The organism is Pseudomonas sp. GL-B-12 (assembly GCF_019955895.1).
GTDB lineage: Bacteria > Pseudomonadota > Gammaproteobacteria > Pseudomonadales > Pseudomonadaceae > Aquipseudomonas.
Genome location: NZ_JAHBCX010000014.1, coordinates 20,527 through 33,042, shown reverse-complemented (window position 1 = coordinate 33,042; position 12,516 = coordinate 20,527). Strand labels below are relative to the sequence as shown.

The following is a 12,516-nucleotide window of genomic DNA, read 5'->3' as shown; positions in this document are numbered from 1 at the left end:
GCGTTTGGTCATGTTGATCTAAAGTGGTAAGCCGGGAGGTTAGATCCCCGCAAGCCAAAACTATAAAACCGATGAACCCAAGGAGAGTCTCAATGCCCTATGTTCCAGTTGCAGAGCTCAAAGATTATGTCGGCAAGGAACTTGGACGTTCCGAATGGCTCACCATCGACCAGGAGCGCATCAACCTGTTCGCCGAAGCCACAGGGGATTTTCAGTTCATCCACGTCGACCCGGTCAAAGCCGCGCAAACGCCTTTTGGCAGTACCATCGCTCATGGTTTCCTGTCGTTATCACTGATCCCGAAACTGATGGAAGACATCCTCGTCATGCCAGAAGGCTTGAAGATGGTGGTCAACTACGGCCTCGACAGCGTGCGCTTCATCCAGCCGGTCAAGGTCAATTCGAAAGTGCGCCTGAAGGTCGACCTGACCGAAGTCATCGAGAAGAAACCCGGCCAATGGCTGCTCAAGGCCACCACCACCCTGGAAATCGAAGGTTCGGACAAACCGGCGTACATCGCCGAACCCCTGTCCCTGTGTTTCGTATAAACCTTGCCGGATGCGAAGCAGCTCATGCTGTTTCGCGCCCTCACGCGGTACCTCACCCTATTTATGGACACATAGCTGCGGCATACTCCCTCGCCTAATTGCCCGGAATCCGCTATGCGCCCACTTGCACTCCTTGCCTTGACCCTGATGCTCACCGCTTGCGGCGATGGCGAATCGCCTTTGCCCCCCGACGCCCGCCTGCCGGACGGCGGACGCTATCGCGGTGACCTGGTCAATGGCTTGCTGCAAGGCAAGGGGCGTATCGACTACCCGAACGGCAGCTGGTACGCCGGCGAATTCGACAAGGGCCAGTGGCAGGGCCAGGGCGAATGGCATGGCAGCAATGGCGAAGTCTATCGCGGGCAGTTCAATCAGGGACTGTTCGATGGTCAGGGGGCACTGACCACCAACTCCAGCAGCTACAGCGGCGGCTTCAAGGCCGGCCGGCGCAACGGCGAAGGCACCCTCAAAGAAAACGGCATGAGCTATCGCGGCGAGTTCAAGGCCGATCAATACGCCGGCCTGGGTCGCCTCGAACTCGAAGACGGCAGCACCTATCAGGGCCAGTTCGCCCACGGCAAACCCAATGGCGAAGGCCAGCGCGGCGATGGCAATGGCAATCAGTTCACCGGGCACTTCGTCGACGGCCAGCTGGAAGGCAACGGAACTTTCAACAGCGCCGATGGCGACATCTATGTCGGCAGCTTCAAGAACAATCAACTGCACGGCAAGGGCCGCTACGAAAACGCCGACGGCGATGTCTGGCTGGGCCAGTTCAAGGAAGGCTCGCTGAACGGCAAGGGCGAGTTGATCGGCACTGACGGCAGCCACTACATCGGCCAGTTCAATGACTGGCGCTTTTCCGGCCAGGGCCGGCTGAACCTGTCCGACGGCAGCTTTTACACCGGCCAGTTCGACAACGACAGTTACCAGGGGCGCGGCACATTGGTGTTGACCGATGGCACCGTGCTCAGCGGCACCTGGATCAACGGCCAGCGCGTGCGCGACGCCGAGGGCAAATTGTTGCCCGACACCCTGGAACTCGGCCTGCTGGCCCAGGGGCGCTTGCTCGACGCAGCGCTGGCCAACGTTCCACCCTCGACCCCGGCGGTAGAGCTGTATTCGTTGACCCTGGGTGGTGATGGCAAGCAAAGCGTGTTTCTGCGCGAATCCGACTACGTTGCCAACATGCTCACCACCCGGTTCGGCACCTTTGGTCAGATCCGCCTGGTGAACCATCGTGACCACCTCGCCGACCGCCCTATGGCTACCCGGGAAAACCTGCGCCGGGCTGCCCTGACGCTGGCCGAACGCAGCGGTCCGGAAGACCTGATTTTCATCTACCTGACCAGCCATGGCACCAGCGAACACGAGCTGGTGCTGGACCAGCCGCGCATGGAGCTGGCCGATCTGCCAGCGGACGAAATGGCTGCGGTCCTCGCCCCATTGAAAAATCGCGACAAGATCATCGTGATTTCGTCCTGCTACTCCGGAGGTTTCATCCCCGCCCTCAAAGATGAACGGACCCTGATCATGACAGCCTCACGGGCCGACCGAGTGTCCTTCGGTTGCTCGGAGGAAGCCAACTTCACTTACTTCGGCGATGCCCTGTTCGCCCAGGCCCTGAACCAGACCGATGATCTGGAGCAAGCCTTCAAATTGGCCAAGGCCACTGTCGCCGAACGTGAGCTGGCGGACAGTTTCGAAGCGTCCGAACCACAGATCTGGGCACCAAAAACCGTCCTCTCGCATTGGCAACTACTGCGCAAACAGCAGGCACGAAAAGCCCTGCAAAGTGCGTCCATCGAAAGCAAGGATGCAAACAGCAACTAAGCTGAATAGTATCAAGGGAGAAACACTATGTACTTGACGCCTCAGCACGTGCTGCTCGCCGGAGCCACCGGATTGACCGGTGAACATCTGCTTGATCGCCTGCTTAACGAGCCAACGATTTCGCGGGTATTGGCGCCGTCACGCCGGCCTTTGGCCAAGCATCCCCACCTTGAAAACCCGGTCGGCGACCCGGCGGCGTTCCTGCCACAGCTGAACGGGCGGGTCGATATCGCCTATTGCTGCCTCGGCACCACGATCAAGCAGGCCGGTTCGGAACAGGCGTTTCGCGCGGTGGACCTGGACATGGTGGTGGCATTCGCCAAACGTGCCCGGGAGATGGGCGCACGGCATTTGATCGTGATCAGTGCTCTGGGAGCCGATCGCAGATCCTCGATTTTCTACAACCGGGTCAAAGGCGAAATGGAGCACGCATTGCGCGCGCAGGACTGGCCGCAGCTGACTATTTGCCGCCCTTCGCTGTTGCTGGGTGATCGCGTTGAGCCGCGACTGGGCGAGAAAGTCGCCGGCCCGTTGTCTCGGCTGATCCCTGGCAAATACCATGGTATCGAGGCCTGCCAACTGGCTCGCGCGATGTGGCGTCTGGCGCTGGAAGAGCAGGACGGGGTCAGGGTTGTCGAGTCGGATGAGCTGCGCAAACTCGGCAAGTAATCCACGGACCTGTGGCGAGGAGGCTTGCCCCCGTTGGGTCGCGAAGCGGCCCTCTTCGTTTGTTCAGTAACACTGAGTCGCACCGGATTACGACTGCTGCGCAGCCGAACGGGGTGGTGCGGCGTTCCGACAAGCCCCCTCGCCACAAAAGCGCTATATCTACAACCCACCCGTCGCCTGAAAGCTCACCCCTATCACCGTCAACAACGACAACGGCAACAGCAGCGTGTCGAGCAACGCACTGGCCGGCAGGTCGACACCGGGATAGCTCGGTGCTTCGGCTCCGAAACGGTCCTTGGCGCAGCACCCGCCGTTCATCGCGTACAAATCCAGACGAGTTCCCGAGTACACCACCGGCGCCCCCGGCTTGGCTGCATCGAGGGTGCGCGCCGTCGCGCAACCGGCCAACTGCAGTGCCAGCACAACCACCAGCAACTTATTCATCGCTGGTCAGATGATGCTCGCCCCAGCGCGGCAACATGTCCTGAGGAATATTCAGCAGGTTAAGGATCCGCGCCACGACGAAATCGATCAGGTCGTCGATGGTTTGCGGCTGATGATAGAAGCCCGGTGATGCCGGCAGGATTGTCACGCCCATGTTCGACAACTTGAGCATGTGCTCCAGGTGAATGCTCGAATACGGCGCCTCACGGGGTACCAGGATCAACTGCCGACGCTCTTTGAGCGTCACGTCGGCGGCCCGTTCGATCAGGTTGTTGCAGGCGCCGGTAGCGATGGACGACAACGTGCCCGTGGAGCACGGCACCACCACCATCGCCGCTGGCGCGCCGGAGCCCGAAGCCACTGGCGACATCCAGTCTTCCTTGCCGTACACCCGAATCTGCCCGGCGGCAGCCCCCGTGTATTCGGTGAGGAACGCCTGCATCATCTGCGGCTTGGTCGGCAGGGTGACGTCGGTTTCGGTAGCCATCACCAACTGCGCAGCCTTGGAAATCAGAAAGTGCACTTCACGATCTTCCCGCACCAGGCAGTCAAGCAGGCGCAAGCCGTACTGAGCGCCTGAAGCGCCGGTCATTGCCAGGGTGATGCGGTCCGGGCCGTTGTTCATTTGAGCGCCTCGGCCAGTTTGCCGTGCAGGCCGCCGAAGCCGCCGTTGCTCATGATTACCACGTGGGTGCCGGGTTGGGCCTGGCTCTTCACACGCTCGATGATGCCTTCCAGGGAATCGCTGACAATCGACGGCACGGTGCACAGCGCCGCAGTGCCCGCCAGGTCCCAGCCGAGGTTGGCCGGTGCGTACCAGATCACCTGATCGGCATCGACCACGCTTTCCGGCAATCCGTCACGGTGCGCGCCAAGTTTCATGGAGTTGGAACGCGGCTCGATGATCGCAATCAGTGGTGCATCGCCGATGCGCTTGCGCAGGCCGTCGAGGGTGGTGGCGATGGCAGTCGGGTGGTGAGCGAAGTCGTCATAAATGGTGATGCCACCCACTTCCGCGACTTTTTCCATCCGGCGCTTCACGCTTTTGAAGGCGCTCAATGCGGCAATGCCCATGGACGGCACCACGCCGACGTGGCGTGCGGCAGCCAGGGTCGCCAGGGCGTTGGCGACGTTGTGCTGGCCAGTCATGTCCCACTCGACCACGCCCTGGGCGATGCCTTCGAACATCACTTCGAACTTCGAGCCATCTTCACTGTGCAGCTTGACCTGCCACTGACCGCCGGCACCGGTGGTTTGCACCGGAGTCCAGCAACCCATCTCGATCACGCGCTGCAAGGCCGGCTCAGTGGTCGGATGAATCACCAGGCCTTCGCTCGGGATAGTCCGCACCAAGTGATGGAATTGCCGCTCGATGGCTGGCAGGTCCGGGAAGATGTCCGCGTGATCGAACTCCAGGTTATTCAGGATTGCCGTGCGCGGACGGTAGTGCACGAACTTGGAGCGCTTGTCGAAGAACGCGCTGTCGTATTCGTCGGCTTCAATGACGAAGAACGGCGTATCGCCAAGGCGCGCGGACACCGAGAAGTTTTGCGGCACGCCGCCGATCAGGAAACCCGGGGCCATGCCCGCGTGCTCCAGCACCCAAGCCAGCATGCTGCTGGTGGTGGTCTTGCCGTGCGTACCGGCAACCGCCAGCACCCAGCGACCTTGCAGCACGTGATCAGCCAGCCATTGCGGGCCGGAGACGTAGGGCAGGCCTTTGTTCAGCACGTACTCCACAGCCGGGTTACCCCGGGACATGGCGTTGCCTATCACCACCAGATCAGGCGCCGGATCGAGTTGCGCCGGGTCGTAGCCTTGGGTCAATTCAATGCCCTGGGCTTCCAGCTGAGTGCTCATCGGCGGATAGACGTTGGCATCGGAGCCCGTCACGTGATGGCCGAGCTCCTTGGCCAGAACCGCCATTGACCCCATGAAAGTGCCGCAGATACCAAGAATATGAATGTGCATTAGTCGACCTCGTAAAACATGGCCGCAGGTTAGCTTAGGGTAGGAAAAATCGCACCTTGTGTTTCAGTATATGAAGACACCTTCGCGAGCAGGCTCACTCCCACAAGGCCTGCGCAGACCCTGTGGGAGAGCCTGCTCGCGAAGGGCGCGACGTGGTCTACCGGGCGATACCGTGTTTACGCAGCTTCCGATAGAGGGTATTGCGACTTACCCCCAACTGCTCCGCCGTGTGGGTCATATGCCAGCGCGTCAGCTCCAGCGCATTGAGTAACGCCAGCCGTTCGGCATCTTCCAGCGGATGCTCCGATGGCTCCTCGATAACCTGCGCCACCGCTGGCCTGGCCGAACGAATCATCGCCGGCAAATCCTCCAGGCCGATCCGCCCGTCCTCACACAGTGCTGCCAACGTACGCAGCACATTTCGCAACTGCCGCACGTTACCCGGCCAGGCGAACCCCAATAAGGCCTCCCGCGCCGGGCCGTCGATCAACACGGTTTCTCCGCCCGCCTCCTCGGCCAGTAGAAAGTCGAGCAACCGGGATTTGTCGCTGCGATCACGCAAGGCCGGCAACGCGACTTCCAGCCCGTTGAGCCGGTAATACAAATCCTCGCGGAAGCTGCCGTCCTGCACACGGTCCAGCAAGTTACGGTGAGTGGCACTGATGATCCGCACATTCACCGCTTCCGGCTCGCCGCCGATCGGCACCACCTGCCGGTCTTCCAGCACCCTCAGCAAGCGCGTCTGCAAGGCCAGTGGCATGTCACCGATTTCATCGAGGAACAACGTCCCGCCGTCGGCCTGTTGCAACTTGCCGCGCATGCCTTCTTTGCGCGCACCGGTAAAGCTGCCGCCGCGATATCCGAACAGCTCGCTTTCGATCAGGCTTTCGGGAATGGCCGCGCAATTGAGGGCGACAAAGGCTTTTTCCGCCCGCTGGCTGGCGTGGTGCACCGCTTTGGCAAAGGCCTCCTTGCCGGACCCGGTTTCACCGTTGATCAGCAGCGGCACGTCACGCTCGTACACACGCAAAGCCTTGCGGAAGTCCGCCTGCAACGTCGCGTCATCCAGGCAAATGCCCGACAGACGCGGTGCTTGTGCAACCTTGGTCGCTGGCACCAACGGAGTTGGCAGCGGTCGCCGTGCCTCACCGCGCAATACCGCGAACAGCTTGCGACCATCACGGGTGCGCAACGGCCAACTGGCGGCGGCATTGGTGCTCGCGCGGCCAAGCAACTCATCGAGCGAGCAATCGAAAAACGCCTCCACCGGCTTACCCAGCAAGCCGCCGCGAATATGTCCCAGCAGGTTCAGCGCACTCTGGTTGACCGCGCAAATTCGCCCTTCCCCGTCGAACGCCAGCAACCCTTCACTGAACAATCCGACGGACTCAGCCTGCAAGTGAAAACGCAGCAACCATTGATTGTCGAAGCAGCGCAGGAAGTAGCAGCTCTCGATCATCTTCGCCGACAGGTTGACCAGCGCCATGGTGTGGAACTGGCTTTGCCGCGACACATCACGCCGCGCCGACGACACGTCGAGCACCGCCAGCAATTCGCCATGGGGATCGAAGACCGGGCTCGCCGAACAGGTCAGGCCGGTGTGGCGGCCGCGAAAGTGTTCGTCCTGATGGATGGTCAGCGACTGACGCTCCACCAGACAGGTGCCAATACCGTTAGTGCCTTCGCAGGCCTCGCTCCAGTCGGCACCGAGCCAAAGGCCGGCGCGCTCGAAAATCTGTCGTTCGGCGGGCGCGGTGACGCAGTTGAGGATCACGCCGCGGGCGTCGGTCAGCAGCACTGCATGGCCGGCGCCGGAGAGTTGTTGATGCAGGCTGGTCATTTCATTGCCGGCGATGTGCAGCACTTGCTGCAAGCGTTCGCGGCTTTCCAGGACACGGCCATGTTCCAGCACCGTCGGCGCGATGCTCAGGGCCGGATCGAGGTGATAGTCCTCAAGGCAGCGCAGCCAGGAACGGGCGATGGACGGATCGCTGCCGGGACCGTGCAGGTGGGTCTTGCCCTGGGTCACGGTCAATACTTGCTGGGCATGGCGACTCAAATGGTTGTCGTGCATTTCTTATTATTCTCCCCGGGGCTCGGCGTCCCGTGCATGAGGTGATGCCGAGCATCCTCCAGCCTGACCCGCATTGCAATGCCTGCAAGACCGGTTGGTCACAAGCTGTGCCACAAACGGTACAAAGTGTCACCAGTGCTGTACCGAAAGCGCCACAAGCCAACCCCGCTTGTCCGACAAAAACCTCGCAAGGCCTTGATTTACCTGACATGCAAGGCACTGGCCCGGCCCTTGCTCTACGCTTAAAGCAAGCGCACATGCGCGACTCCCTATAAGCACAAAAGCAAGGAGAGACCACCATGCGTTACGCTCACCCCGGTACTGAAGGCGCTATCGTTTCGTTCAAAGCCAAATACGGTAACTACATCGGCGGCGAGTTCGTCGCGCCTGTCAAAGGTCAGTACTTCACCAATACCTCGCCAGTGAATGGCCAACCGATTGCCGAATTCCCCCGTTCCACGGCCGAAGACATCGACAAGGCCCTGGACGCTGCCCACGCCGCTGCCGATGCCTGGGGCGCCACGTCCGCCCAGGCGCGTTCGCTGGTGCTGCTGAAAATCGCCGACCGCATCGAACAGAACCTCGAACTGCTGGCAATCACCGAATCCTGGGACAACGGCAAAGCCGTGCGCGAAACGCTTAACGCCGACATCCCGCTGGCCGCCGACCACTTCCGCTACTTCGCCGGTTGCATCCGTGCCCAGGAAGGCAGCGCTGCCGAAATCGACAGCAACACCGTGGCCTATCACATCCATGAACCGCTGGGCGTGGTCGGGCAGATCATTCCGTGGAACTTCCCGATCCTGATGGCCGCCTGGAAACTCGCCCCAGCCCTCGCCGCCGGTAACTGCGTGGTGCTCAAGCCTGCCGAGCAAACCCCGCTGGGCATTACCGTGCTGGTCGAACTGATCGGCGACCTGCTGCCACCGGGCGTGCTGAACATTGTGCAAGGCTTCGGCAAAGAAGCTGGCGAAGCGCTGGCCACCAGCAAACGCATCGCCAAGATTGCCTTCACCGGCTCGACCCCGGTCGGCTCGCACATCATGAAATGCGCGGCCGAAAACATCATTCCGTCCACCGTTGAACTGGGCGGCAAATCGCCGAACATTTTCTTCGAAGACATCATGAAGGCCGAACCGTCCTTCATTGAAAAAGCCGCCGAAGGCCTGGTGCTGGCGTTCTTCAACCAGGGCGAAGTCTGCACCTGCCCATCCCGCGCCCTGGTGCAAGAGTCGATCTACGACGAATTCATGCAAGTGGTGATGAAGAAGGTCCTGCAAATCAAGCGTGGCGACCCGCTGGATACCGACACCATGGTCGGCGCCCAGGCGTCCGAGCAGCAATTCGACAAAATCCTTTCGTACCTGGAAATCGCCAAGGGCGAAGGCGCCGAGCTGCTGACTGGCGGCAAGGTGGAAAAACTCGAAGGTAGCCTGGCAAGCGGGTATTACATCCAGCCGACCCTGCTCAAGGGCACCAACAAAATGCGCGTGTTCCAGGAAGAAATCTTTGGCCCGGTGGTGAGCATCACCACCTTCAAGGACGAAGCTGAAGCCCTGGCCATCGCCAACGACACCGAGTTCGGCCTGGGTGCCGGCCTCTGGACCCGCGATATCAACCGCGCCTACCGCATGGGCCGTGCCATCAAGGCCGGCCGGGTGTGGACCAACTGCTACCACCTGTACCCGGCGCACGCCGCGTTCGGTGGTTACAAGAAGTCCGGCGTCGGCCGTGAAACCCACAAGATGATGCTCGACCACTATCAGCAGACCAAAAACCTGCTGGTGAGCTACGACATCAATCCGCTGGGCTTCTTCTAAAAACCGGGGGCGACACAGGTGCTTCTGTGTCGCCTTTTCTACCGCTTTCGCGAGCAAGCCCGCTCCCACAGGGGATTTGTGTAAACCCGCATCAGGTAACCAACACAAGTCCAATGTGGGAGTGGGCTTGCTCGCGAAGGCGTCCTTAATGAAACAACCCCCTAGGCCTGGCCGCTCTGGCACGGGCCTTGCGTACCCGTTATTCAGGAACTGCACCCAACCCGTCGTACCCGAAAGTCCAAAAGATTGAACAATAAAAATTAGAGAGGACTTATGACTACTTCTTCCACACAGCTCAAACCTACACTCGGCACCCTGCATTTATGGGGCATTGCCGTCGGCCTGGTGATTTCCGGCGAGTACTTCGGCTGGAGTTACGGCTGGGGCACCGCAGGCACACTGGGTTTTCTCGTCACCGCGCTGATGGTGGCGACGATGTACACCTGCTTCATCTTCAGTTTCACCGAACTGACGACGGCGATTCCCCACGCTGGCGGGCCGTTTGCCTACAGCCGCCGGGCCTTCGGTGAGAAAGGCGGGTTGATCGCCGGCATCGCCACCCTGATCGAATTCGTCTTTGCACCACCGGCCATCGCCATGGCCATCGGCGCCTACCTCAACGTGCAATACCCGGAACTTGACCCGAAAATCGCTGCTGTTGGCGCCTATTTCGTGTTCATGGGCCTGAACATCCTCGGCGTCAGCATCGCGGCCACCTTCGAGTTGGTGGTCACTGTGCTGGCGGTCGCCGAATTGCTGGTGTTCATGGGCGTGGTCGCCCCGGGCTTCAGCTTCAGTAACTTCGTACTCAATGGCTGGTCGGGTTCGAACGAGTTCACGATGGGCTCGATTCCCGGTATTTTCGCCGCCATTCCCTTCGCGATCTGGTTCTTTCTCGCCATCGAAGGCGCGGCCATGGCTGCCGAAGAAGCCAAGGACCCGAAACGCACGATCCCCAAGGCCTACGTCAGCGGCATTCTGACCCTGGTGTTCCTGGCCATCGGCGTGATGGTGATGGCCGGCGGCGTCGGCGACTGGCGTCAACTGTCGAACATCAACGACCCGCTGCCCCAGGCGATGAAAGCCGTGGTCGGCAATAATTCGACCTGGATGCACATGCTGGTATGGATCGGCCTGTTCGGCTTGGTGGCGAGTTTCCACGGGATCATTCTTGGCTATTCCCGGCAGTTCTTCGCCCTGGCTCGCGCCGGTTACTTGCCCAAAGGCCTGGCCAAACTCTCGCGCTTCCAGACTCCGCACCGGGCGATTCTGGCCGGTGGCGTGATCGGCATCGCGGCGATCTACAGCGACGGCCTGGTCAACCTGCAAGGCATGACCCTGACGGCGGCGATGATCACCATGTCGGTATTCGGCGCCATCGTGATGTACATCATCAGTATGCTGAGCCTGTTCAAGCTGCGTAAGACCGAACCGAACCTGGAGCGCACCTTCCGCGCGCCGGGCTATCCGATCGTGCCGGGGATCGCGTTGTTCCTGGCGGTGGTGTGCCTGGTGGCGATGGCCTGGTTCAACACCCTGATCGGCCTGGTTTTCCTCGGCTTCATGGTTGCCGGTTACCTGTACTTCCAGTTGACCGCCAAGCAACGTTCCGAGGCACCGGCAGACGCTATGCTCGAAGGTATATGAATGCACCGGCGCCGGGCCCCGAGCCTGGCGCCTGCATTATTGAAGTGCATGCAATTCCCCACAGAAAAGCGGATCGAATTTTTGAATTGATCAGGAGGCCCCGCCCCATGGCCGTATATGCCCATTCCGTCGGCGCCCAGACCTATCGCTTCGACAGCCTCAAGGATGTGATGGCCAAGGCCAGTCCGGCGCGTTCCGGGGATTTTCTGGCCGGCGTCGCGGCCCTCAATGACGGCGAGCGCGTCGCGGCCCAGATGACTTTGGCCGACATCCCGCTATCCCACTTCCTGCAGGAAGTGTTGATTCCCTATGAGTCCGATGAAGTCACCCGACTGATCATCGACACCCACGACAAACAAGCCTTCGCGGTCGTCAGCCACCTCACCGTCGGCGGCTTTCGCGACTGGCTGCTCAGCGATGCCGCCGACGAGCCGGTCCTGCGCGCCCTCGCCCCCGGCCTGACTCCGGAAATGGCCGCCGCCGTGTCGAAGATCATGCGCGTGCAAGATCTGGTGCTGGTGGCGCAAAAAATCCGCGTGGTCACACAGTTTCGCGGCACCCTGGGTCTGCGCGGCCGACTGTCCACGCGCCTGCAACCGAATCACCCCACCGACGAACCGGCCGGCATCGCCGCGAGCATTCTCGACGGCCTGCTGCACGGTAACGGCGATGCCATGATCGGCATCAACCCGGCCACCGACAGCATCGCCTCGATCTGCGCCATGCTGGAGATGCTCGACGCGATCATCCAGCGCTACGAAATCCCGACCCAGGCTTGCGTGCTGACCCACGTCACCACCTCGATTGAAGCGGTCAATCGCGGCGTCCCGCTGGATCTGGTGTTCCAGTCTATTGCCGGCACTGAAGCAGCCAACGCCAGTTTCGGCATCAACCTCAACATATTACGGGAAGGTTACGACGCAGGATTAAGCCTCAATCGCGGCACGCTGGGCCAGAACCTGATGTACTTCGAAACCGGCCAGGGCAGCGCCCTGTCGGCCAACGCCCACCATGGCGTCGATCAACAAACCTGCGAAACCCGCGCCTACGCCGTGGCGCGGCATTTCAACCCGTTCCTGGTCAACACCGTTGTCGGCTTCATCGGCCCGGAATACCTGTACAACGGCAAACAGATCATCCGCGCCGGCCTCGAAGACCACTTCTGCGGCAAGCTTTTGGGCGTGCCCATGGGCTGCGACATCTGCTACACCAACCACGCTGAAGCCGACCAGGATGACATGGACACCCTGCTGACCCTGCTGGGCGTGGCCGGGATCAACTTCATCATGGGCATCCCCGGCTCCGACGACATCATGCTCAACTACCAGACCACCTCGTTCCACGATGCGCTCTACGCCCGGCAGACCCTGGGGTTGAAGCCCGCACCGGAATTCGAGCAGTGGCTGGCGAAAATGGGCATCTTCACTCAAGCCGATGGCAGGGTTCTCTTCGGCGACAGCCTGCCGTCGGCCTTCCGGCAGGCCTTGGCGCAACTGGGATGAGCATTGAC

General features: G+C 61.0%; 10 protein-coding genes. 6 read left to right on the top strand and 4 right to left on the bottom strand.

From position 1 onward, the window contains the following. Window positions 1-92 precede the first annotated feature (92 nt). The 3 genes from KGA85_RS09330 (at window position 93) to KGA85_RS09320 (ending at window position 3,050) form a co-directional block, all read left to right on the top strand. Window positions 93-548, top strand: a complete 456-nt coding sequence (locus tag KGA85_RS09330) for a MaoC family dehydratase (RefSeq protein ID WP_108216330.1) — start codon at window positions 93-95, stop codon at window positions 546-548. Window positions 549-662: 114 nt separating this feature from the next. Further along, complete coding sequence (locus KGA85_RS09325) at window positions 663-2,381, top strand: C13 family peptidase (RefSeq protein WP_223543074.1); 1,719 nt, start codon at window positions 663-665, stop codon at window positions 2,379-2,381. 27 nt (window positions 2,382-2,408) lie between these two features. Continuing rightward, the gene (locus KGA85_RS09320) at window positions 2,409-3,050 is read left to right on the top strand and encodes an oxidoreductase (protein WP_223453608.1); all 642 of its coding nucleotides are present in this window, start codon (window positions 2,409-2,411) and stop codon (window positions 3,048-3,050) included. Window positions 3,051-3,209: 159 nt separating this feature from the next. On the opposite strand, the gene KGA85_RS09315 is transcribed toward KGA85_RS09320, so the two are convergent. The 4 genes from KGA85_RS09315 to KGA85_RS09300 form a co-directional block, all read right to left on the bottom strand. Next, window positions 3,210-3,494 carry a YceK/YidQ family lipoprotein gene (locus tag KGA85_RS09315; protein WP_008022904.1) on the bottom strand — a complete coding sequence of 95 codons (285 nt, stop codon included), beginning with the start codon at window positions 3,492-3,494 and terminating at the stop codon, window positions 3,210-3,212. Then, on the bottom strand, window positions 3,487-4,119 hold the full coding sequence (gene ubiX, locus KGA85_RS09310) for a flavin prenyltransferase UbiX (RefSeq protein ID WP_223453610.1): 633 nt from the start codon (window positions 4,117-4,119) through the stop codon (window positions 3,487-3,489). Before ubiX ends, KGA85_RS09315 begins: the two co-directional genes overlap by 8 nt. Next, window positions 4,116-5,465, bottom strand: a complete 1,350-nt coding sequence (gene mpl / locus KGA85_RS09305; RefSeq protein ID WP_223453611.1) for a UDP-N-acetylmuramate:L-alanyl-gamma-D-glutamyl-meso-diaminopimelate ligase — start codon at window positions 5,463-5,465, stop codon at window positions 4,116-4,118. The genes ubiX and mpl overlap by 4 nt, the downstream gene beginning before the upstream one ends. Before the next feature lie 157 nt (window positions 5,466-5,622). Beyond that, window positions 5,623-7,539 carry a sigma-54-dependent Fis family transcriptional regulator gene (locus KGA85_RS09300; RefSeq protein WP_223453613.1) on the bottom strand — a complete coding sequence of 639 codons (1,917 nt, stop codon included), beginning with the start codon at window positions 7,537-7,539 and terminating at the stop codon, window positions 5,623-5,625. Window positions 7,540-7,838: 299 nt separating this feature from the next. On the opposite strand from KGA85_RS09300, the gene KGA85_RS09295 reads away from it, so the two are divergent. The 3 genes from KGA85_RS09295 to KGA85_RS09285 all read left to right on the top strand — a co-directional run bounded on the left by KGA85_RS09295 (window position 7,839) and on the right by KGA85_RS09285 (window position 12,508). Next, complete coding sequence (locus KGA85_RS09295; RefSeq protein ID WP_223543073.1) at window positions 7,839-9,359, top strand: aldehyde dehydrogenase family protein; 1,521 nt, start codon at window positions 7,839-7,841, stop codon at window positions 9,357-9,359. A 273-nt stretch (window positions 9,360-9,632) separates the two neighbouring features. Further along, entirely contained in the window at window positions 9,633-11,006 is a 1,374-nt protein-coding gene (gene eat, locus KGA85_RS09290; protein ID WP_008052345.1) for an ethanolamine permease, read from the top strand. 107 nt (window positions 11,007-11,113) lie between these two features. After that, window positions 11,114-12,508 (top strand): ethanolamine ammonia-lyase subunit EutB, encoded by a 1,395-nt coding sequence (locus tag KGA85_RS09285; protein ID WP_223453615.1) that lies wholly within the window; start codon window positions 11,114-11,116, stop codon window positions 12,506-12,508. The last annotated feature ends 8 nt before the right edge of the window (window positions 12,509-12,516 follow it).